Consider the following 23,499-nt stretch of genomic DNA (forward strand, 5'->3'; position numbering starts at 1 on the left):
CTTAAATATCATGTTTTGCAGCATCTTTTATATTTTTTACCTGAACCACATGGACATGAATCATTTACACCAATCTTTCGCCCCCCCACAAAACCAGCGAACTTACTACCAGTCAAAGATCCTTTGCTTAATATATCTAGAATGTTACTAAATTCATCAGCCAATATTTTAGGAAGATCGTTTTCTATAAACATTTTGCTATATGTAGTCGCTTGTTTATCCCCCATCTTTGTTGCTTTTTTTATCAATTCATTGCCTTTTATCTTATCTGGCTTTACATTATTCCCTTCGATTAAATTCCTACCATAGGCATACATCGTCTGAGTACATCCGAGTTCAATTGCCTTCTCAGCATACTCAGTTGCCAATATCATATCTTTAGGGCAGGCCTTGCCTTCACTATAATAAAAATATAGTTGTCTCAATGCCAACAAGTCACCATCTAGACTTGCTGGCTTTAGTAAATCGAAGGATTCAACATAAGCCCCAGAATTGTATAAAAGAGCCCCGAGTAACGCTTGAGAAGGTTGATGATTTCTCCTTGCAGCAGACCTTAGTGCGCTGAATGCTCTCTGCTTATAGGGGTCATCATCCGGCCTGTCGGCAACTAACAACGCAAATTCATAGTTGTATTCAGACCTTGCTCTAGCATGAACCAGCTCTTCTCTTTCTTTTTGGTTACACCACAAATTGACTGACACTTTATCTAATTCGGCATCCAGTTCAATCGCAGCCAAATACAATTGCAAGGCAATTTCATCATGACTCGAAAGATGAATGTTTTGACGTTCAGTTACAAACGTAGTGGGTAGCTTTTGAAAGTATACATCATGAAGAGCACTTATTGCCTTCCCACCTAAAAACTTATCTTTTGCATTGTCAGAAAAAAATGCCTTATATATTACTTCTTTTTCCTCAACAGCTCTTAATTCACCCTCAATAATTACCACGTTAGTTGGAGAAGATGAGAGTAATGCAGATAAGTCCGTTAACAATGAACTAAAAAATGATCTTGCCTGAACGAATGCCGATATTAGTTCATTACGTTGCCTATCATGCGGCAACTCTTTATTAGCATGCACTGCATTATTTGCTAATTGCCTTACCTTATGTAGCTTATCCTTTATTTCTCGAGTAAAGATGCGCTCACTGTACAGAAAGTCGATAAAGTCACGTAGTGTTAAATCGTCTGTTCCATTGAGATTGTTCTTCTTCGCTAGTTCTGCGCACCACAGCTCCAAAATTTGCCTGAAACGCGTCAGAGACACGTCTGGCAGTACCCGTTGATACTCAATAGCCTCCTTATAAAGGTTTGCAATCTTAGTACCAAAGACAGAGACAAAGTCCGTATCAAAAACCGTATTGCACTCTTTGTTCATAAAATCCCTTTGTCTCTGTTCATTGTTATTTATTGTTGTTAGATACCATAAGCTCTGGCGTTAAACACTCCTGCAGACTCACACCGCCGTGATTGTAGTAATCCCCCGCCTGGAACAAACTGATCCCGGGGGCCATCACTACTCGCACGGCGGGGTTCCAATGCCAGGGGCATTGCAGGTAGTCACTCTGGCCATTACCTTTCAAAATGGCGCAGCGTGGCGTGCGCAGCTCCGTCATGTGTTTGGTCAGCTCAGCTTTAGGTAGCTTCTCTGGGCTCCATAACCAACCGTGGTCAGTGACCACATGTACCCTCGCCCACCCGGCATCCAACAGACTTACGATTCGCTCAACCACCCCCTTTAAGGCATGATCGATAAATTTCGGCAAGCTCTGCTGACGCTCGTGTCCAAGATTATCCAGGTCACCACACTGTACCCAAGCCTTACCTTGTTCTGGCTCACCACAGTCGTGCCCTTCCAGATATTGCCAACCCGCTTGGTCTAGCCCTTTCTTGAAATGATGGCTAGAAAAAACCGCGCCACCGTCAGAAAATTGCGGCACAAAATCGTCGTTTTCAAGATGACCAGTCAACAGTGGGCTAAGAGGCGTCACTGCCGCTTTCGCTGTCGCCGTCAGACTAGGGAGTGCGCTCCAGCGGGTTTTCAAGCTGGCATGGAGGTTAGCCTGCGCCAAAAGATGCATAAGACGATGGCCCATATCAAGACGCAACCCATCGACAAAAAAGAGTACGGTACTGGCCCCCTGGTATGCTCCGACCGGCTCTTGCACCCCCTGGCCACCCGGATAACCCTGGTTCTTCACCAAGTGCTGGAAGTGCAGGGTCACAGCTTCCAACCAAGGGGTATAGAGTTTGCCAAGCAGCGCGGCGGCTACCTGCTCCATAGCGCTATCACTCGCCAAGGCCATCACTTGCAGGGCAAGATCATCGGTCTGCCATACCTTCTCCTGGTAATAGCTGGCCATGGTCTCGATATCCGGCCCACCCAGTGGCTGTCGTGTCAGTTCACTCAGCTGGCTTAACGGATCAAGCAACATTGCCCAGGGTGAGAGCCCGAGCCCAGCCCACAACCACTCACGCCGGGCTGCATGCTCAACGTTAAGCGACGCCAGGTGGGTACGAATGGTTGCTACCTCCTCGTTAACCAAGGTGGTGAGCGTCTGCGCCAGCCGTTGCTCTTCATGCTCATTGCAAAAGGGGTAGCGGGCTGGCTCAGAGAGCAATTCGCTGGGCTGCACCTGATACAGTGCCTTAATCAATGAAGAGTGGTGTGCGGCGGTGTCGCTAAAACGCTCCCACACCGCTTGCCAGGGCCCCTGTGCATCGCACAGCAGCGGCAACAACGACGAGATCTCAGCATTGGCAGGGTCAACACCAAACGCATCTTGGCTCTGACCACAGAAGTGCTGCCAGCGGTTGCTCTGCTGCCACTCCTTTTGGATGGCCTCAGGCTCATTGAGCCAAGCCAGCATATTGCGGATTGGGTCGCCCCCCGCCAACGCATAGAGATCGCTAGTTTCTAACCGTTTGCCCTGCAAACTAACGGCCTGGGCTTCAAGCAGATCAGGCAACACCTCTAGCAACGCTTGCTGGGTTTTACCATCTTTGGCGACATCAAGCTGCAACCCCACTTTAGGATTACTTAAAAAAGAGCCCACGCTCCAATCCCGACCGGCAGTGTTATAGGCCCACCAGCAGCCGCGATACTGCAACTCGGCAAGGGGTTGCAGGGCAAGCGAGCATTGGTCGATGGCCCGCAGATCTTTGCGACTGACCCCGGGCAAATAGAGGATCGGGATGGCATCAGCAGGGAGGGATTGCTCTGGCGTAGTGCCTGCGACAGTACCTGCAATCATGCACTTTAGCCAAATGGCAGGACCGGTACGCTCAGTGGGTCGATACTCCCCCAGCTCGAGTAGCTCGGGTAAATAGCGCTTGATAATCGGCATCGCAGCTTGCCACTGCCGGGTTTCATCGGTCCAGAGCACCACTGCGGGCGGTACCTGCACCTGAGAGTTATAACGCGCGCTGTCGCGCAATTGAGTAACCAGATAGTCGATAACTTGCATGGAATTCTCGATTCTGTTTCGCGCCTTAAGGCTTAAGCCAACCCCTGGCGGATCAGCTCGCCATGAACAAACGGAGAGTGGCGTTGTAAAAAAGCGAGCGAACAGTCATTTTTCAAGTAGTTGTCATAATGCCGGGCGCGCATCTGATTATGCTCCGGGCTATCGAGCTTGAGACGGGTAATGGTCTCGGCGGCGGCATCGGCATGCGGTGTTCCGGCAGGATAGCGCGCATGGTTGACCGCTATCTCGCCATTGGCAAAGTTGATGATAAAGGTCTCAGGGGCCAAACCGATGGGGTCTAGCACATCATCAAACTTATTCTTATTGCGGTTCGGACCAAGGGCGCTTAAACGGTAGTTATCCCACTCATAGGCATCCCCGGCATTCTGTGATTTGGCCACAAAGTGATCGGTTGAGGCCGCGCCAATCACCCACTCAAAATAGATCGCCAGATAGGCGCAAACACCACTGTAGGTATCCCACAACTGCTTGTTAGAGCGTGTCCAATAGTTAGGTAACTTGGATGCATCCGGCGGTGGAGCATTGAGCGCTATGCCATTTGTGGCTAACCAATCGAGCCCTGGCTGGCGCACTCTGTCATCAAAATCGGCAGGCTCAGGTTGCAATGGCACCGGGATCATAACGGCCAGCCCTTCTTATCGCAGATAGCACGCCAGCGAAACAGGAACTCATCGGTCGGCTTTAACGCGAGCAGCAAATTCTGATACATGGCAGCGAGCGCCTGGGGATCCGGAGCCGCTTGTCCCAAGAGCGCCGATGCCTGCTTGATCAACTGTTCGTACTCTTTGGGTCGCCCACTGGGTAAGTCAAAGGCATCGCTGGTTAACCAACTGGTGACATCCCCCTGCTTTTCAAAATCGCGCCGGGTGAGCGTCACCTCGCCTTGGGCCAAATCCAGATCAAACCAGGCATCTTGGCTGGCATCAAACAGCGGCTCAACCGATGCCATTACCAAGGGGGAATGGGTCGCGGTGATCAACTGCACTTTGGCCTGTTTATCAAGCAACCCCATGACGCCGAGCAAGGTGGGCACTATGCTGCGCTGCCAGCTGGGGTGCAGGTGAGATTCAATCTCGTCGATCAAGAAGGTGATCTGGGGGGTCACCGGTTCACCCAGTTGCTTGGCCGCCTGCTGATGCTCTTGCCAGGCCCACACCAACAGATAGGCCAGGGCAAGAATACGCCGCATCCCTGATGAGGCATGCACCACCGGAACATCTTTTTGGTACGGCATGCGGATGGTCGGGATATCCCGCGCATCATCCAGGCTGATCCGGGTCAACTCCCCCAGGGTCAGGATCTCATCAGGAGAAGGGGAGAGCGCCTTAAGTACCGCTTTCAGGTGTTTAAATGCGGCCCCTTTCTCTTTTTGCCAGCTGGCTAGATCGCGAATAAGGCCATTACACAACCAACTGCCATCGCCACTGGCCAGGCCATCCCATACTTCACTGGGGCTTAAGACATAGGCGGGCAGACGCTCTTGAATATCGAGCTCTCCCTGGGTGCGCCAGTAGTTACGGTGCGGATCCCACAGCGCGAAACTCCCGTCAGCCATGGCATAGAGCACCAGGCCAGGGTTGGCAGGCCGCCCGGGGCGGCCGGTCCAGCTCTGTTCACGGCGGGCAAAGGTACTCTGGTACTCTTCACGTTTACTCTTGGCGGTAAATGAAAAGCTGATGCTCGCCTCCCCAACCTCACTGGGCAGGGCTTTACGCCCTGTGGTGAGCTTAGGGTTGATCTCAGCTGGCCAGCGGCGAGTCAGCGCCCACCAGGCGATATCCAGCAAAAAGCTCTTACCCAAGCCATTATCGCCGGTGAGCAGATTGAGCCGCTGGCCAAAGGCCAGCGACAAGGTAGGGGCAGGGCCAACATTGACCGTCTTGAGCGTATCGATCATAGGGCTTCCATCATTTGGGTTGGTTTGCTCTGGCGGCGCGTTTGTCTTCTAGCGACAAGTGGTGATCGTTAATACGCGCGCCCTCTTTTTCGCCATATTGCAGGCCCAGAGTGTACCAAGGGGCTAAGGCAACGTCGTTACCGCGATCCTTGTTCCAGTTGATATTCGGCTTAAAGCGCAGGATACCGGCGCCTTTTTTGCCGACATCGGCCGCTTTGAGGAAGGGACGAATATTGAGGCGCACACCATCGTTAAGGTCCGGCTCCCAACCGATGGGTTGTTCGGCCAGGGGCTTCCAGCGTACAAAGATATCGAGCCCTTTTTCACCGGCCAAGATGGCCTCGAGGCGCTGTTGCAGGTTTTTGGCGGCGGTGAGGCGCTCTTCGGCACCATCACGCGCTTCTTTTACTCCCTGCTCCTGGATACGGATCCAGTCACCCAGGTAGGTGTAGATCAGGCGCTCCAGCCCAGAGCGGTCGAGCTTGTGGTAGTTGACCAGGGCAGAGAAGCCATCTTTTAGGCCGTCCCAGATATGCCAGATAAAGGGTCTATGTTGGAACAGTTTGCAGTGCTGCTCGAAGAACTTATCGCGCAGCCAAAGCTCCAGACTCTTGCTGCCCACGGCAGTCAGCAGCTTATCCAGGGCACCGTTTTTCCAGTCATCCTCGTAAGCCGCCACCAACAATTTTTCCAACCGGGTATGGGCCGGAGCTTCACCGCGCACGGCAGGGAGGCAAACGATGCCATCTTCATCGGCAAAGGCGTTAAGCTTGGCAACCTCATCGACCAGCTGACGCTGTTCATCGGCCAGCTCCATCTCTTTGTCCAGCTCGGCGGGCCACTGATAGCCCAGCAAGCGCACTACCGCCACTTGCAGTACAGTCTCATCAAAGCGTACCGGCCCCTCTTTGGTCCATTTGCTCTCTTCGTCCCACACGACTGAGGCGCAGGGGTGACCATGGAAGATCCATTGAGTGGGGTCATTGGTGTAAGGTTTGGGGAGTCCTTGGGGGTATTGTTCTGCGGCAACCTTTTGCCAATACTGTAGATCAAATGGAACTTTAACTAGTGTTGCATTAGTCACTTTTAGTGACTGATCTACTTTACGAACTTCCTCACCAAATACATCTGAAGAACAAAATGCCCAGATTGCCTCCAGGTATTCCTGCCCTTTAGGAATAATTGTCGCTACGTTCTGATGGAAACGCTCTTGACTGTAGTGGTATGCAAATAATTGCCCCATGCGATGAACTGCAATCCCATCGATACCAACAGCCTTTAAACCTTTGGAAGGGTATGCTGTGGGTGATGCATGCAAATGCCCCTTTCCTTGCTCCCAACGAACGAGCCAAGACTGACCATCGAACCTTGCAAACTTGTCAGGAGTAGCTTGCAAGTACTCCCATACTTTTTTGTCTATTTCTTCAACTTCCCAAAACCCAGCCATGTACATCGGATCATCACTGCTTTGCATTCCGACCAATCCATCGGCATATTCACTTAACAAGCTAAAATTGCTCTCTTGCCCTAAGGAAATCCTTGCATCAGGATTCTCTAGCTGCTTCGCTTGCGTCACACTCTTTGGCGGCTCTATAAGCAGTTGTGCGACTTTGTCTGCGGCAGTTTTCAGGCCGGAGACATCAAGGCTATGGAGCAAAGCTCCGGGTGCAGCCTCGCCTTTGCTGAGAGTGATTAATATGGCTTGCACCACCTCACCGGAGATAGTTTCAAAGGCTCTAGGCCCAAGACGCGCAATCAGGTTCCAGGTTTGCTCAGCTAATAATTTTTCGCGGAATTTCTTATAGCTGGTCAGAAATAGCCAGTTCTGCGGTAAGACAATAGTTGCGCTGCCACCCTGAGGATTAAAGTCGAGACAGCGCTCTAAAAAGACGATAGCCAGATCGGCTTTGGCTTCCGGGTAGTACTCGTCACAAAAATCTTGCAGCTCGGCGCACTGCTTACCGCGCCCCAAGTAAGGCACGTTGGTGGCCACTAGATGATAACTCCCCGCCAGCAACTTAGCTGCCAGGGCCAAGCCTTGGGCAGCGACGCTGGCATCTTTACTTTCATCATCACTTTGGGCTTGGGCATCGAGCAGTTGCTGCCAGGGGGCCGGTGCACCGTCGCCCTTGCCTTCATAGTGTGCACGTTTGATATCAATAAGGCTGCCGAGCACTGGGGCATCGCTAAACTGTCGCATCAACCAAGCAAGGGCGTGCTCAAGCTCCGGATTTTGTTTGGCGAGCTGCTGCCACTCATTGCTGGCGGCCAGCACATCTTGCCCAGAGCAGGCGAGCTGCAAGGTAGGCAATGGCCGATAACCACCGGCATTGGGGAAGCGCCAGGCTTCCAGCGCTAGGGTAAAGGCGGCGATCTCGATACAGCGGCCATCGAGCTCCAGGCCATGCAGGTTTTGGGTGATCACCCGCTCGATGGCGGTATTGGCATCACACCCTTCCAGCTGCATGCGCATCGGCACCAGCATCAAAAAGAGCGCCACCAGGAAGTGGCCAGAGCCGCAGCAAGGGTCGAGGGTTTTTAGCTCGCTGATATCTTCAGGCCAGGCGTCATACCAACCACCGGCCGGTTGCCAGCGCTCCCCTTGGGTATCCGTCACTTTAACAAAGCGCAGGTAAGTAAGCGGCACGCCGTCGATGGCAGCGCGCTCACGTAATTCCTGCTCATCGCTGGCATGACGCAGGTGATCATCGGTGAGACGACGTTTGGCCCACCAGGCACCCAGGGCGTTATCCAAGAGGAACGAGACCATATAGGGTTCGGTAAAGAGCTGGGTGACCGGGCTCAGCTCATCGGCCCCGATGGGCACGCCGGACTTGTTGACCTCCTCTTTACGCTTACTTTGCCAGAACTGATAACACCAACCCAGACTGTCTTGTGCCTCGAACACCGCCGGTGACACGGCCATGATCAAGCCTTCTAGGGTGCGCTGATGGTTGATGGGCATGCGTACCGCCAGCACGGGGGAATCCACCCTAAACACCTGGGGTAACATCTTGGCCGCCAGGCGCCCCGCCAACTCCCAGGCGCTGGCGCAGTCGGGCTCTTCTTCTAACAGCTCTGCGCACTCATCCAGGGTGACCGGGGTATAAGCGTCATACATCAACAGGTTGTTTTGCTCGAGAAAACGGGCAAACAGCATGCGGTGCCACTGCTCGTAGGCCATCTCGGCCAGCAGGTGAGCTGTCTCTTGCTTGCCATTATCGTGAAGCGGGTCGCCCAGTTGGCGAGCGTGGGCTCGCAGGCGGTTACGCAGCTTGCGCTGAGCGTCGTTAAGAAAGGCAGGCACTGTGGCATCAGCCACCCCTAAGCGCTCAATCTCTTCCCGGCAGGCGGTTTCAACTACCTCACGGGCGGCAAGGACGGTGCTTTCCAGCTGGGTTCTGAGAGTCTTATCCAGGGCTTGTCTCATGGTGTTAGCTCGATATGTGGAAGATGGGTGACCCCATGTTCCTTAAATAGAATGCAGGGATTGGGCTAAGCGCCGATGCGGCAAGTCTGCCGCATCGGCCTTATTGTTTCTCTTTTGTTCAGCGCACTAGCTGACGCGTACCGGGTTACCTTGGGCCAGTTCGCTGCGCACCTGATCTTCTACCTGGGCCAGCCAGGCTTTCAGATCTTGTTCTGATTCAATCAGCGGCTTGGGCAGCGAAATATGGCGTACCTTGGGTTTAAGCTGCGACACTGCATCATTGAGTGCCTTGGCAAAGTAAGAGGGCAAGGCGGCAATGCGATCGTTCCACCCCTGCCAGGAGCAGTTATCCAGGCTCTGTTGCACCTCTTGCAAGCTACCCAGTTTGAGTGCTGGCAACTTGGCAATACCGTGCTTGGTGAGCAGTTGGCTCTGCTGATCGCCGGTGAGCTTGGCCCAGCTGGGGTCACTGTCGAGTTCCCGGTAGCAGGCCTGGTACTCCTGCTCATAGCGGTCACAGTGCGCCATGATGGCATTACGCAACGCATCTATGGCTTTGTTGAGTAGCTGCTTCACCGGGGAAGGGCTTTGCAGCAGGGTACGACCGACACGCAGGGCCTCGCACTCTTGATTCAGCTCGCCAGAGACCGCAAGTTCACGGCAGTAGGGCAGCAGACCTTGCAGGTTGTTCCACTGTTCTTTGCGCTCGGCTACCAGCTCAAGCTGCGCTTTCCAGCTCTCGTATTCTGCTTGCAGCGCCTCTTTGCCTTCAAAGGCGGCGAGCAGTTGATCATTGCCCGAGAGAATGAGCAGCTCATCGAGTCGCTGGGTTGAGGGGGGGAGTGGCAAGGGCGCATCGCCCCCCAGACTGCGAGCCAGCGCCTTGGCCTGTTGTAGTGCGTCGGCAAGCTTGCTGCTCTCCTCCCCGGCGTTACAACTCACCCCCAAGCTGTTGATCAGGCTGCGCACCTTGATCAGTTGAACTTTACCGATGGTGGCCGTTTCGGGGCGGAACTGGGTCGGGCCGACCTGGGCGCGCTCCAGGCTGCGCGCATCAGTGGCATTAAGCTTGGCATCGCTGGCTTTGAGTACGCCAGCAGCCAACATGGCAAACAGTGCGCCATCGATGGCGTCGCGGGACCAGCCGTAAGGGGCTTTACCAAAGTGTTCGCGCACTTCGCTGCCGGTTTTCATCACCCCGATAAACTTTCTGATCTCACGGCAAACCGGGTGGTTTTGTGCCTCGCCCTGGTGGCCAATGGCTTCTAGCGCATCGGCATCCCCCTGGCTGGCACGGGTGTAGACCTTGGCCCACTCCTTGTGATCGGCCATATCGAAGTTGCGATAAAGGCGCACGCAGGCCGTTTCTGCCCCAGCTTGCAGTTGCGCCACCAAGGTATCGCCCCCCACTTCACTGCCACCGGAGAGGCGCAGCCACATCATTCCTTCCATCTCAGCGGTCAGGCGTTTGACCTCAGCTTCGGCATTGCGCTGGCTCGACATCATGGCTGCGCGCGCCTCTTTGCCCGCTTCGGTCATCACCGCATTTTGTTTGACGTCCAGGGTCATGGTCGCCGCCTGTTTATCAACGATGGCGGCGTTTAGCGCGCTCTTGCGATCAGAGGGGATGTAAAGGTAAAGGGTCCCATTATCTGCGCTATCGGCACGCGCCAGCTCTTGGAGCTGCCGCTCTGGCAAGGCTGGTGCCCAGACATAGAGCTTCTCTTGTGCATCTTTAGGCAACTCATCATCGAACGCGACATTCAGGGTACGCCCCTCTGCCACCTGGCCTTGGGTAAGGCGCACTTGGCTGACCAACTTGCGCACTATGGTGTGCACCAGTTGATTACGCAGGCCATCGAGCCTGGCTGGATCGGCACGGAGCTCCGCTTGCTGCTGACGATACATGTCATACCAAGCCTGGCTCTCGGCCGTTTGCAGGCGATACTCAACGCCACTTGCAGACTGCACCGCCATGATCAGCGAAGCCTTTTCCAACGCCTGCAGCGCCGCATTGACTCGTGGCCGCAGATCGTGCTTCTCATTCTCCAAATCTTCGATCAGCAAGTCAGCTAGGGTTTCTGCACTGGCGTGAATGCCGTAGTCAATTTCGCTTGGCAATTTGCTGACCATCAGGATGAGGGAGAGGATCCGCCCCTGCAGTATCTCTTCGGGCGAGCCATCTTTGAGCTTGCCAATTGCGGCATAGATCTCTTGTCCCACCACGCCACTATTAACCAGATCGTTAACGATTTGATCGTAAATAAAATCGGCAGGGATCAGACAGCCCAACGGCTTTTCTGCCCCGTAGCGGGTTGCCTCATGGGTGATACGCAGCTGGTTACGTAGCTGTGAGCCGGTGCCTGTTTTATCCAAGGCGGGCAGTAACTTTTCCCAGAAACGGCGGCGCACCGGCAGCAGTGGATAGTCGGCCACCATCCACTGTTCGTCATCGCGCTGATGTTCAAACGTGGAACCACGCAGATGACGGCTAATCTCACCCAGGTTTTTCTGGATCAGATCCCCGACAGCGCCCTTGGCACTCTCTTTTTTCTGCAGGATCACTTTGCGAATAACAGCATCTACATCGTTCTCTTGTAGTTGCACCTTGATCACAAAACGCCCCATCAAACGTTGCAGGTTCGGGATATCACTGAGAGCACTTTGTCCCGTGGCTACGAACAGCATCTTCGATTTAAAAGCACTGTTCGTACAGCAGGTTTCAATGACCTCCTGTACTACATGGGCTCGCTCTTCATCGCTACCAATAAACTGCTGAACTTCATCGAGCACGATCAGAGTCAGCGGCAATTTCCCGTTCTGAGCCAAAGCATCCATAACCGCATCAACCATCTCACCATTTGTGATGGTTGAGACATTGGGGTATTGGGCACTCAGGGTTTTCCCTACTTCGGCAGCTGACGGCGCCAGATTAGGAAAAACCTGCAGCAAAGCCGAAGCCAAGATCGGCGAAACATATAGATTTCGAAGCTCTTTTAGCCATGGGTCTTGTCCGCCAGTGGACTTGGAATGCTGGCGGACATACTCTTGCACCTGTTTCAATACACCTTCTGCTTTTAACCAAATAACAAAACGCGCTAGATGGTACTGCTCCGGTAGGCCGACTGACTTGAAGATAATGGACAAGAACGCCAGACGTACATCACCACGCATGCCCGCCCCCAGGGTACCAGAGACAGCATGCAAGCCATGATTATGTTGGGAAAGCTGATCAAGCTTGGCAAACTGCTCGCGGATGCCTGCAGGGAGATCGGCCAGGCTCAAGGGATCTGCACCATCAGAGAAGCGTTGATTGGTCCAGAAGGTGCGCAACATCTTGGCCAAGTGAGATTTACCCGATCCGTAGAAACCGCTGATCCAGACCCCTGACTGCTCAACCTTGGCTTCTAGCTTACTCAGATAGGCCGCGAGAATTTTCTGCATACCCGCCTCATAGGCGCCATCACAGACAAAGGTTTTAAGCTCATAACGCAGAGTGGCGAAGGACTCGGCACTCCTGTCATCGTTGACGACTGCCACACCGTTGTTGGCCAACTCAGATTGCAGCGGATCGTTGCTGTAAATCTCTCTATTTAGCATCCCGTAATTCCTTGTTGTTATTCGTTATGGTGACAGATGGCGGTTGCGTGGTATCCCCACCCATCCTTGGCATCTAACAGACTAAAGTTGTTGTCGTGATATTCGCCGGGGAAGAAGACCACCAGCTTGCCCTTTACCACAGGAGAAAGCGCCTTCACCAGCTCAGAGACAGAGGCAAAACCAAACAACGTGCCAGTACCCAGCAGGGCCACTACATCGTTGCTTCCCAGGGTTTTATCGATCTCCTCTTTCAGGCGCTCGGCCAGCTCCTCGGCAAAAAATTCATAACTGCCCACCAGCAGCTCAGGCTCTGCGAAATAGGCTTCTGAATAATCGTGCTCACCCATCCACTTGGGGAATGCATCTGTGATATCCAGCAACTGCCAGCGGTGGCCATGTTGTTCTACCGCCAGTTGGAACTCTGGCACGCGGGCACGCAGCTTGAGCTCATCCTCTTTGTGATACACAACGAAGACGGCACGTTCTTCGGCGGATAGCACGGAACGCCAGGGCACCGATATATAAGTGGTAAAACGCTTAATCAGTTTTGAGAGGCGATCACTCATGCCCTCGTTCTCCTCAAGATGCTGGTGCTATTGACCAGAGGGGGAAGCGGATTTCGACAATGCCACTAGCCTGCTTGTAGCTAATTACGCCATGCAGCGATGCCATGTAGGCCAACTCATACCCCTCTGCCGGATCCAGGCCTAGCAGTTGAAACCAGGGAGTCTGAAACAGCCCTTGCCCGGCCCGCCCTTCACAGTGACCGAGAAAGAGTGCAAATGCCGCGTTGACATAGGTCACTACCGGACTGGTTCTCACCTTTTTGTATTTGCCTTGCAGGAACCCGGCGCGCGTCCAACTGCCGTTGATATTCTGGGCAAACGAGCGCAGGGAAGCCGGGCTGAAACGGTCAGGGTCGGGGGCGGCTAAAACGTGTTCCACCTGTTCACGTTCCAGTACGTCTCCCAACGGGGTCGTACTAATCAACGACTGGGTCTGCCTTAATAACGGGTCCCTGGCCAGCGCAAGTTGCAGGGTCAACAGAGGTTGAGCCTCTTCACTTCGCTCCCATAGCTGGCGAAACACGTGAAACAAAGGGATCTCAGGGGAGATACCATACAGATCGACCAGGTGTCGGAACGTCAACTTGCGGGCATTGTCGCTGCTTTTATGCAGCACATTGTAAAGCTCGATATCTTGCTGATAGTCATGCCGGGTTGCCTGCTCAGGGCGACCATCCAGCAGCGTTTTTAGCTCGCTATACATCAAGCTTCTAGCCGAGTGGGCCCCATTTTTACCAAATTTAAAGCCCAGCTGAACCAGGTGTTCTTCGCTACTCATAAATGCTCTATTGACCCTAACGGCGCTCAGTTCATGCTATCAAAGGAGCGTCATTCTACCCCTCAGAGGGCAATTGCTCTATGAAGCCAGGTCACCAAAATCACTTATTTCTATTGTTCGACCAAAATGCATCCAACAGGCAGGTTTCCAGCTAAACCTCGCGCAAATAGAGTGATCATTTCCCCATCAACAACGGTGGAGGTCTGCTATCACCGGTACACTTCAGACGCGCCAACGCATCGACTCTGCAAACTGTGCCGTCGGACGCTCGCAGATTACCGAGGCTATTCTCACGCCAAGTTACTCGCTCACCGGTTTTGAGGTTGCTGCCGCGTACATTGCCCAAAGTGTCTTCACGGTAGGTCGTGCCATCACTCCCTTTGAGGTTACCCAAGGAATCGGTGCGCCAGGTGATGCCCGTGATCGAATCTTTGATATTGCCGAGCGCATCCTCACGCAAGGAGCCCTGCTTGCCATCGTTACACTGATAGCGGGTATGGCCCAACGCATCTGCCCGATAGATGCAGTCGGCAGCAAATGCAGTTGATTGCAGCAGGCCCAGCAGCAGAGCAGCCAGCGGCCATTGGCGTACTGCTACCCGAAACCCGGTTCGGTTACTCATCGAATACTCTCTCTGATGTGAGCTCGACTGACTATACCGGGCCTGCCGCGCAGCTTCGATACTGAGGTTTTGAACATGTCGTGTTTTCAGGCAGGAATGCGACTCACCATCTCCATTCAGGTCTTGAAGTGAGATCGTGAATGGTGGTGATCTGCCCATCAACCTCGGTAAAGGGGTAACCGGTCTCCAGATCCATGCCCAGCGCATAAACATCGCAACACGGACAGATCGCATAAACATCCCTGCCCTTTGCCAGTACACTTGCAGGAATTGATTTAATCGATGGGTGAAGCTCACGTTGAATCTCGAGTAGAGTGGACTGCCCCCCACGACAGTAGATATTTCCTACCGGGGGATTGGCTGCCCTGACCCGAAGGCACAAGTACCGACTGCTTTGGCTTGCGCCGTCAGACAGCCATCAATAGTACATCAACCGCCAAGCCTGCATTCATGCGTGGCTTCATCGCCCAACAGACGATCTGGCGAGAGAACAGGTCGAGTACCATCGCCAAGTAGAGCTACCCTTCTTGAGTGCGGAATACCATCTCCATACATGGGCGTGAATGTCCGTTTTAGTAATCCCCCTGAAAACAGAGGGACTAGCCCATTTAAATGACACTAAATAAACCATTATAAATCAGCTGTTGTTAACAGCTGCAACATGGCATCATCATAGCTTTCAGTCTCAGACAGGCGAATCGCCTGCTTCAATAACATAGACTCAAATAAATTTCTGGCAAGACGGCCATTTGCGAACTTGTCGGTGGAATTTCTGCAATTTGAAAACTTATCAAGCAATGCTATTTCCAGCTCTTTCTCTATTAAATAGTCATTTTTTTCAGCCATTACCTTGACTATTCTGACTAATTCCTCGTCATTGTAATCATCGAACTCAATGAAAAAGTTGAACCGAGACTTAAGGCCAGGGTTCATATTCAAAAACTGCTCCATTTCGTCTTTATAACCTGCAACAATAATCACAATATCGTCACGATACTTCTCCATGGCAACCATGAGAGTTTCAATTACGACCTTGCCGAAGTCATTCTTTTCGCCAGCTAAAGCATATGCTTCATCAATGAAGAGAACCCCGCCCTTGGCTTCTTCCAGAATTTTACTGGTAGTTTTTTCTGATTCTCCAATGTATTCTCCGACGAGATCTGAACGCTTAACCTCTCTGAATCCTCCTTGGCTCACCAATCCATAAGCTTTGAATAACCTGCCAATAATTCCAGCTACTGTTGTTTTTCCTGTTCCTGGGTTACCCGTGAAAACGATATGTCTACCAACTGAAACCGACTCCAGACCCAAATTTTTTCTTTTCTGTTGAATAGCACTGAAGGCAATGAGTTCTTTTATTTTACCTTTAACGCCAGCCAAACCGACAATATCATTTAACTCATTCTTAATTGATGATATTTCATCATGTACAAAATCGGCAACCTTATTTGTATCAGATGATGCGCCACATAAATTACAGAGTGCTGTTATAGATGCCTGTTTGCCCTGATACCTTATATTGAAAAATGAGCACAAGGTTTTAACATCAGTAAAGGTTAGGCTATTTAAAGCTTGCGACAGAGATAGCGAACTGAGCACTCGATCAATTAATTCATGCTTATTTCCGGTACCAGTGAAGCCATTCGCCCTAAGAATAAATTGCAGGTCAGATTTATGGAGTTGCTCTAACAGTTCAAAAGAAACCATATAACTTCCTTATTTGTGAATGTGATTACATAGAAGTCGAGATGTACGCATATTTATCAGGTCCAATTGGCATACATTACTGCTCATGGTATCGTTTTTCAATAACAGTAAAAAAACATTTAAATATCTAAGAATGAACGCTTTGGTTGACATTTTTTCTAACTGAGAGGCAGCAAGCAGAGCGTGCCCACTTGCCCCATGTCAAGATTGGTTTAGCCTTGGCAAACCATCGAACTACCCTGCAAAAAGCCTATCGGCTTGGCATTACCACGCTCTCGGCCTGCGATCAGTTTCTTCAGGATCCGCAGAATTTCGGCTGCTCCCAGCTTGCGCCTTTGCAGGCGCTGGCGGCGCTTGAGAACGGCTATATCACCGAGGGTCACGGCCCCCAGACCGGGCAGGGATGAGCCGATCTCGCGCAGGGTCGCTTTATCGACACAGCCTTCCAGTGCGCCATGGAGTTGGGCCGGCAGCAGCGGACAGAGTTCAAGCTGGTAGTCAAAGCGCCGGGCAACCGCCGTATCGAGACGGTCGAGAAAGTTGCTTGCCACCACCAGCATGCCGTCGAAGTGCTCAATCTGCTGCAACAGCTCGTTGACCTGACTGGTTTCCCAGCCCTGGTGATGGCTGCGGCGGTCCGTCAACAGGCTGTCTACCTCATCGAGAAACAAGATGGCGTTACGCTCTCTGGCCTCGGCAAATGCCTGCGCCATCGCCTGTTCGGATTCACCCACATATTTGTGTAGCAGTTCCGACCCCAGCCTCTGTACCACCTCGCAGCCAAGCTGTTTGCCCAGGTGATGAACCAGCGCCGTTTTGCCGGTGCCCGGCAGGCCGTGCAACAAGATCCTGCCCTCTCTTGACTGTTTGAGTGATGCCATCAGCTCGGCGATATCGATATCCTGCTGGAGCTGGCCGTCACGCCCTCGCAGGTTGAGCAGTCCTGCGTCAAATTCGCCCTCCATCCGGTAAGCGCAAGCCGCCTCTTTTGTCTGAGATTTTCCCCCTGCCCTTTTGCCAATCGGATTGCCAGGACACTCATCCGACTCGATGTTAAAGGCCCGCTCACGCTGATCCAGCCAGTGCTCAATGGCATCTGCGGCATCCTTGCGCTTGAGCCCGAGACTGCGCATCAGACTGGCCACTCTCTGGATATCGGCCTGTGACAACCAGGTACGCTCAGCCCAGTGCGCGATCTGCTGCCGGGTGATCCCGAGGCCCCGCACTGCCTTGGTAAACAGGCGGATGCGGGTGTCAGGATTTGGAAACTCGAATTGCTGCAACCAGTTGAAGCGGCGCAGACAGGCGGCATCAATACTCGCCACATCATTGGTGGTCCAGATAACCGGGACCGGGTTATCTTCCAGCAATTGGTGGCGCCTGTTTTTGGCGATGGTGCCGCTCATCAGGAGATCGTCTCCCTCATCGACCAGCAACATGCAGCTACCATTGCGCCCAAGCAGGCGCTGCGCCAGCAACAGTTCACTCACCCGGCTCTGCATACCGTTTCGGCGAAAGGTGTTGGCATCCTCTTCGCTGCGCAACGTGTAGAGTGTCAGGTTGGCCAGCCCTGCCAGTAGACAGGCAAGCTGCGTCTTGCCGGTGCCCGGTTTTCCCCATAACAGGGCATTCCAGCCTGACAGCATCTGCTATTCGAGCACACTGGTATGCTCGACAAGAGCGCCAAGCTGCATATGGCCGTAATCGTCCAGCGTCAGCTGGCTGGGGGGCATCTCCTCGAGCACATCGGAGATCAACTCAACCGGTTTTTCCAGCGTCTGGGTCAGCAGCTTTTCGGCCAACAGCAGATCCATGTTGATACTCACCCCCAACAAAGAGTCCGCCTCATGATGGAAAAAGGCGATCTCTCGCATCCAGTTGGCACCGCTGAGGTAGTGACGCAGTGCCTCTGGCGAAAAGCCTATCATCGCCGCCAGCAGCGGCAAGCGGCTACCCTGCCTGTCGGCATCACCAGCCTCTTCAATCATCTGCTGCAGACCAGGATGCAAGGTGTAAATAGCGATAAAGCGCAAGAGGGCCAGGCTGAGGGGCGAATTTTCACCGACCTGCCGATCGAGCAACTCGCAGTTGTGCCAGAGACAGACGGGTTTGGGAGCGGCGGCACGGGTCTTGAGCAACTTCAGCAGAGCCTGCCGGCTGGCGAGATCCTGGGGGCTCAGCTCAAACTGCTCAAGTTGGCGGGGCTCCATCTCGCGCATCTGCGGATACACGGAGGGAATGGTGCGCAGCAGTTGCCACAGATACCCGCACGCAGCCCCATTTAAGGCCGAACTTTTTTTGATTGCTGTCATGATATGCCTCTTTCACCAACCGACGCTGCCAGATGACCGCTCTGGTGCCCATTAAAGCGCGCACCAGGGCAATGGACGATACTGAACGTATAAACATGTAACAAAAACAGGCACATCCCTCGTTTGCATCTGCAATCGGGGCCTTGACCTATTCAGGGGGCGGGTATCAAGCCCGCAGGCTTAAGGGGTGAGTCGAAAGATGGCGATACAAGCGGCGCACCCAGTAGCGGGACACCCGCCCCACCTTGGGGCCTGTGACCTCAATCAAGGCAGTGAACGCAGGTTGATCGGGGGCGGGTTGCGCAAGCGATAGTCGCACCCAGCAAAGCGTTTTCTTCCGCCGAGGCGAACAGAGCCGAAACAGCGCCTGCCGTCCACGCAAGATGTCATTGAGCATGGTCAGCGACCAGAGTTCGCATCTGCGCGGGTTCATTCGTGCGCAGGCAGCATCCAGCTCTGGCCAACTCGCCACCTGCTGTAACCAGGGCGTTTGCAAGTGGCTCAGTCGCTTGGCGGCGTTTGGCAAAGGGTGCTGTTCGTCCAGCTTGAGTCGCTCACACAGATACTGAAACTGGCGAGATCTATCATCTGCCTGCTCCACCTTCAGGATCGTAGCTGCAACCTCTGTCAGATCCGCCATATTCCGCAACGCCTGCCAGTCGCCAGGAAAGCGCCCCGCTCGAGCCAACGCTAGGGCTGGGTTGAGCGGGTCGAGTAGACGACTGAGCCATAACCCACCGTCATCATGATGTGGTAACGAGCGGATCAGTACGCTGCCGGTAAGCTCAGGCGCATGAAATAGCAGGAACAGCTGCACGGGGCCAATTCTCGGCTCATGACGCAGGGCCAGATAGGCCTCGGGTTCCTCATATAGAAAGAGCCGTAGATAATCACGCTGCCATTCGATGGCAAGATTGAGCCGCAGGCGGTCAAGAAAACGGAGCAAACTGCGGCGCGGCGCCAACCCCATAGCGTGCAACAACGCACGCTGCCCACAGGCTGCGTGTTTCACGATGGGTAAATTGTCTTGCGGCCAATATAGCGCCGCCAAAAACAGCAAGATGGGCCTGAGTTTGAGCAGCTCAGCACAAGACGCATGCTGTCGTGCCAACGACAAGAGCCGCAAGGCCAGCTCGCCATAAGGGGCTGCCGCCCCCTTTAGCTCATCGGGTATGCCGGCCAGAAAATGATCTGGTAGATGGGAGAGTGGCAGCGGCAGATGGGCATCCTGATATTCCGCATTTCCTGCACTCTGGCTGAGGCAGCGCAGCCCCGCCTGCCAGTTTTCGACCAACAAGCTGGTACCAATTTCCTGAATTTCATATCGCAATTCCATACGCCCCCCTCCCTTTCCTCACCCGAAACAACCACCTTGTCGCGTATCCACTCATACCCGGCCTTTGAAGCCAGTTCGATTGCCAATAATGATGTCAGTCACCCTCAAACAAGGTTGGTGGTGTGCTCTGCACATCACACCTGAGAAGACCCTGGGAGTTGGTGCGGCAAACGGTGCCATCAGAAGCGCGCAGAGTCCCGAAGCTGTCTTTGCACCAAGTGATGCCGATGCCAGAGTCTTTGATATTGCCGAACGCATTCTCGCGCTAGGCACCGCGCTTGCCATCGTCACACTGATAACGAGTATTGCCCAATGCATCTTCCCGATAGGTGCAACTGGCTGCCAGCACCGCCAGGGGCAATAGCCCGAGCCGCAGCGCCACCAACAATACCCGGCGCACAGCTCCCGGTAAGCAAGTTTGACCGTTCATCATCCAACTCCTCCCTTAGGTGGAGGAAGTCAGCTTGACTATACCCATCCCCCCTGGCTGCTTCGATACTGGGATTTTGCACATGTCGTGTTTTCAGGCAGGCGCTATACCTCGTTAAGATCTGTGAGAACAGCGACACTCATCAAGATTCAGGCATGGTATGCTGGACCAAAATGGAACTTGTTTTAGTTTGAGGAATGCCATGCCAATTCCCCCGCCTCCGACGACATTTCGCTGCCCTCAATGCGGCTGGCACAAGACGGTTGCCCCCAAGAGTGACGTACTGGTACGCGGCCATAGCTGGTTCGAAACATGCCCCGAGTGTAACCATGCACCACCTGAGCAAGCGCCGGCCACCCTGGTGGATCTGACCATCGCTAAGCTGAAGGATGTCATCCGAAAGTAACCGCTGTTATTACCCCTTGCTATTCCAGCCAGTTCGTCACAAGCCCGTTGAGGTCGCAGAGATGCCGTGTGCTGGGGTCATGGTTACAGAAGCTAGCTATTCATCTGATTGAGAAGGAGATCGTCATTGAATTTTGAACAGTTGAAAACTCGTCACCGGGCGCTGCGTGAACACTCACCTGCCAACCTAAAGTTGCGTGTGCATCGCGCATTGAGCTGGCTGCAGCGGGCGGAGATGGCAGAAGATGAAGATGGCCGCTTCATCTTTCTCTGGATTGCGTTCAACGCCGCTTATGCTACCGAAATCGATGACAATCGCCGCTTGTCAGAGCAGGAAACCTTCAAAGGCTTTCTGGAAAAACTGTGCGAGCTGGATGAGCACAGGCAGATCGAGCAGCTCGTGTGGCAGGAGTTTTCTGGGAGTATCCGTATTTTGCTGGATACCCCTTTTGTACTACAAGGCTTCTGGGATTTTCACAGTGGCAAGATAAGCGAAACACTGTGGAAGGAACGACTGGCACTGGGCAAGAAAATGGCATCCCAGGCACTGGCAAGCGGCAATACACCGCAGTTGCTGGGTGTCGTTTTTAACCGTCTCTATACTCTGCGCAATCAATTAATGCATGGCGGCGCCACCTGGAATAGTTCGGTCAATCGCAAGCAACTTAAAGATTGTGCAAACCTGTTAGGCAAGCTTATCCCGGTGATCATCGCGCTGATGATGGCCCATCCACAAACCCTGTGGGGGGACGCCTGTTATCCAGTGGTGGAAATGACGAATTAATCCGTCACTAAGGGGTTACGGAGCTTGGCCTAATCCGCCAGGTAAAAGGCCCCCGCCAACATGCCATAAACAACACGCACTCGGATATCTGCACCCAGCAGTGCACCAAGCAGGGCTTCGCCATCTTGCAGGGTGTCGCTATGCCAAAAACACCAGAGCGCCGCTTCGACCACATCGAGCCAATTGCCTCGGCCAAGCTGATTACGTGATTTTCGGCGCCAGCTCCCCCGCACCACAGCACCGGTGTTAGGGGACTGGGCGGCCAGCGCTCTTTGCTCCATCACACTGAGGGTTAACCCGTCCAGTTTGGCCTGTGCGCTGCCACGGCCTCCCCTCAACAGCTTGTCGAGCTGCAATGCCAGTAACCGCATGGCATCACCACATGCAAGCGTCATATCGTCATCCAGCAATGCGGCGGCCCCTGCCATGAGTTGCTCCCGCCCTTGATAGATGGGCAGAACCGTGCGGTCCAACCGATGCCGATCAATATGCAAAGCCAAACGTGCCAATCTGCGCAGTTCAGTACAGGGACGCGATCCCCCGGTTTCCTTCAATGGCACAGCACCCAACCGACCCTGTTCTTCTGCGATCAGGGTAGCAAGTTCGCCCGCCTGCCCGGCTGGCAACAGGCAACAGATCCCTTTGATCAGCGGCATGGCCGACTGACCCGATATCAGCGTTGAATTCATAGAACCTCAGTGACGATTGCGTTTGAAATGAGTCATGCCGTTGCTGACACACCACCCGGCAGCTCAGGTAGTGGCAATGCTGGCATTAGCACGTTGGGGGTATCAGATAACCTTCTGTTTGCTGCTGCCTGGACGCTGTGGGCTCGAACGGTTGAAGTAACCAGCCATGAGCAGGGCGCCTTTGGCTGTGGCGACAATCCCCCTCAATGGCATATGGCACATGGCACATGGCACATGGCACAAGGATTGACACGGATAGGTGATAACCTGCTTGCCATTCATGACATACTCTCTTGACGCCGTTTTATATGGACTCATTATATGTAGCCTGTATACTCATGCCGATACTGGTTACATACACATGTCGCATTTTGGAGCACATATGGCACCCAAAGAGCTCACCTGGGATCAAACCCTGCGTTTTCGTCTGCTGGAAATCGTGTTGCAGTGGGAGGGACGGCTGACCACCAATCATTTGATGACCGCCTTCAGTATCGGCCGCCAACAGGCATCACGGGATATCAACCACTACCTGACCCACTACTCGCCGGAGGGGTTGGTCTATGACAAAAGCCTGAGGGGATATAAACCCACTGAGCAATTTGTGCCCCGCTTTAGTGAAGGCAAAGTGAATGAGTATCTGATGCTGCTGCACCGGGAGAAGCAATATCAGCGCCAGCACGAATCAGGGGTTCTGACCCTACCCTTGATGGACCTGCGCTACGGCCACATAGAGATCCTGGATGTGCCAAACCGCCATATTGACCCGAAGATCGTACGTGGTTTGGTACAAGCGGCTCGAGGCCAGTTACGAGTAGATGTGGACTATGTCTCACTGAGTTCAGAAGAGCAGAGCGGCCGCAATATCGTGCCTCACACCCTGGTCTATGACGGGATCCGCTGGCATGTGCGGGCCTACTGCGAGAAGAAAGGGGAATATCTGGATTTTGTGATGAGCCGTTTTCGCGGAGAACCGGATCTGCTTGATGCCTCTCCTCACGGCCGTGATCAGGACATAGAGTGGAATACCCGAGTCACTGCAGTGGTCATCCCCAACCCAGGTCTCAGCGAAGGGCAGCAGGCCATCATTGCCAAAGACTATGCAATGACCGGGTACAAGCTGTTGATCAACCAACGCATACCCTTAGCACATTACGCGCTGGAGCGAATGCAGGTGAGCTACAACGGCGAGCATGAGCTCCATCCCCTACTTTACCCACTGGTGCTGGCAAATCGGGATGAGCTCATCCAGCAAGGCTGTACCTTCAAGCTCAAGAGTGCGGATCTGCAGGTATTGCCACGTTAGCCCTGGCACCGGGATTCCCAGACATCCGCATATTCGGCAAAGATAGATGTAAATAAGAAAGGCTCCCGGCATGGCGGGAGCCTTGACTCAATGATCCAACCCAAAATGTCAGGATCTGGTGAATAACATGAACAACCAGGATTGAGGA

General features: G+C 53.5%; 18 protein-coding genes and 1 pseudogene. 3 read left to right on the forward strand and 16 right to left on the reverse strand.

Annotation, left to right across the window (positions count from 1 at the left end; translation table 11 throughout):
* Positions 1 to 8: 8 nt before the first annotated feature.
* The 15 genes and pseudogenes from ACEUCR_RS04385 to ACEUCR_RS04455 form a co-directional block, all read right to left on the reverse strand.
* Positions 9 to 1,379 (reverse strand): SEC-C metal-binding domain-containing protein, encoded by a 1,371-nt coding sequence (locus ACEUCR_RS04385; RefSeq protein ID WP_408788270.1) that lies wholly within the window; start codon positions 1,377 to 1,379, stop codon positions 9 to 11.
* 25 nt (positions 1,380 to 1,404) lie between these two features.
* A complete protein-coding gene (gene pglZ, locus ACEUCR_RS04390) occupies positions 1,405 to 3,468 on the reverse strand; it encodes a BREX-1 system phosphatase PglZ type B (protein ID WP_408788273.1) in 2,064 nt (687 codons plus the stop codon).
* A gap of 32 nt (positions 3,469 to 3,500) precedes the next feature.
* Positions 3,501 to 4,109 carry an HNH endonuclease family protein gene (locus ACEUCR_RS04395; protein WP_408788276.1) on the reverse strand — a complete coding sequence of 203 codons (609 nt, stop codon included), beginning with the start codon at positions 4,107 to 4,109 and terminating at the stop codon, positions 3,501 to 3,503.
* Positions 4,106 to 5,386 carry an AAA family ATPase gene (locus ACEUCR_RS04400; RefSeq protein ID WP_408788278.1) on the reverse strand — a complete coding sequence of 427 codons (1,281 nt, stop codon included), beginning with the start codon at positions 5,384 to 5,386 and terminating at the stop codon, positions 4,106 to 4,108. Before ACEUCR_RS04400 ends, ACEUCR_RS04395 begins: the two co-directional genes overlap by 4 nt.
* 10 nt (positions 5,387 to 5,396) lie before the next feature.
* A complete protein-coding gene (locus ACEUCR_RS04405) occupies positions 5,397 to 8,816 on the reverse strand; it encodes an Eco57I restriction-modification methylase domain-containing protein (protein WP_408788281.1) in 3,420 nt (1,139 codons plus the stop codon).
* A gap of 126 nt (positions 8,817 to 8,942) precedes the next feature.
* On the reverse strand, positions 8,943 to 12,416 hold the full coding sequence (brxC, locus tag ACEUCR_RS04410) for a BREX system P-loop protein BrxC (protein WP_408788282.1): 3,474 nt from the start codon (positions 12,414 to 12,416) through the stop codon (positions 8,943 to 8,945).
* A gap of 17 nt (positions 12,417 to 12,433) precedes the next feature.
* Positions 12,434 to 12,982 (reverse strand): BREX protein BrxB domain-containing protein, encoded by a 549-nt coding sequence (locus ACEUCR_RS04415; protein WP_408788285.1) that lies wholly within the window; start codon positions 12,980 to 12,982, stop codon positions 12,434 to 12,436.
* Positions 12,983 to 12,995: 13 nt separating this feature from the next.
* Positions 12,996 to 13,760, reverse strand: coding sequence for a hypothetical protein (locus tag ACEUCR_RS04420; RefSeq protein WP_408788288.1), 765 nt, complete (start codon positions 13,758 to 13,760; stop codon positions 12,996 to 12,998).
* Positions 13,761 to 13,935: 175 nt separating this feature from the next.
* Entirely contained in the window at positions 13,936 to 14,382 is a 447-nt protein-coding gene (locus ACEUCR_RS04425) for a hypothetical protein (RefSeq protein WP_408788291.1), read from the reverse strand.
* A 338-nt stretch (positions 14,383 to 14,720) separates the two neighbouring features.
* Positions 14,721 to 14,918 (reverse strand): annotated as a pseudogene (locus tag ACEUCR_RS04430) (DDE-type integrase/transposase/recombinase); the annotation flags it as partial.
* 94 nt (positions 14,919 to 15,012) lie between these two features.
* Complete coding sequence (locus tag ACEUCR_RS04435) at positions 15,013 to 16,089, reverse strand: AAA family ATPase (protein WP_408788294.1); 1,077 nt, start codon at positions 16,087 to 16,089, stop codon at positions 15,013 to 15,015.
* A gap of 212 nt (positions 16,090 to 16,301) precedes the next feature.
* The gene (locus ACEUCR_RS04440) at positions 16,302 to 17,735 is read right to left on the reverse strand and encodes an AAA family ATPase (RefSeq protein ID WP_408788297.1); all 1,434 of its coding nucleotides are present in this window, start codon (positions 17,733 to 17,735) and stop codon (positions 16,302 to 16,304) included.
* A gap of 3 nt (positions 17,736 to 17,738) precedes the next feature.
* Entirely contained in the window at positions 17,739 to 18,401 is a 663-nt protein-coding gene (locus tag ACEUCR_RS04445; RefSeq protein WP_408788300.1) for a hypothetical protein, read from the reverse strand.
* A 166-nt stretch (positions 18,402 to 18,567) separates the two neighbouring features.
* A complete protein-coding gene (locus ACEUCR_RS04450) occupies positions 18,568 to 19,737 on the reverse strand; it encodes a hypothetical protein (protein WP_408788303.1) in 1,170 nt (389 codons plus the stop codon).
* Positions 19,738 to 20,002: 265 nt separating this feature from the next.
* The gene (locus tag ACEUCR_RS04455; protein ID WP_282684465.1) at positions 20,003 to 20,170 is read right to left on the reverse strand and encodes a hypothetical protein; all 168 of its coding nucleotides are present in this window, start codon (positions 20,168 to 20,170) and stop codon (positions 20,003 to 20,005) included.
* A 529-nt stretch (positions 20,171 to 20,699) separates the two neighbouring features.
* Here ACEUCR_RS04455 and ACEUCR_RS04460 point away from each other — a divergent pair.
* Entirely contained in the window at positions 20,700 to 21,356 is a 657-nt protein-coding gene (locus ACEUCR_RS04460; RefSeq protein ID WP_408788306.1) for a hypothetical protein, read from the forward strand.
* A 29-nt stretch (positions 21,357 to 21,385) separates the two neighbouring features.
* Here ACEUCR_RS04460 and ACEUCR_RS04465 read toward each other — a convergent pair whose 3' ends face one another.
* On the reverse strand, positions 21,386 to 22,045 hold the full coding sequence (locus ACEUCR_RS04465; protein ID WP_408788309.1) for an ADP-ribosylglycohydrolase: 660 nt from the start codon (positions 22,043 to 22,045) through the stop codon (positions 21,386 to 21,388).
* A gap of 9 nt (positions 22,046 to 22,054) precedes the next feature.
* Between ACEUCR_RS04465 and ACEUCR_RS04470 the strand changes: the two genes are divergently transcribed.
* A complete protein-coding gene (locus ACEUCR_RS04470; protein ID WP_408788311.1) occupies positions 22,055 to 22,342 on the forward strand; it encodes a hypothetical protein in 288 nt (95 codons plus the stop codon).
* 85 nt (positions 22,343 to 22,427) lie between these two features.
* Positions 22,428 to 23,351 carry a WYL domain-containing protein gene (locus tag ACEUCR_RS04475; protein ID WP_408788313.1) on the forward strand — a complete coding sequence of 308 codons (924 nt, stop codon included), beginning with the start codon at positions 22,428 to 22,430 and terminating at the stop codon, positions 23,349 to 23,351.
* Positions 23,352 to 23,499: the final 148 nt, after the last annotated feature.

The sequence above is a fragment of the Aeromonas bivalvium genome, from assembly GCF_046078285.1.
Classification (GTDB): Bacteria; Pseudomonadota; Gammaproteobacteria; order Enterobacterales; family Aeromonadaceae; genus Aeromonas; species Aeromonas bivalvium.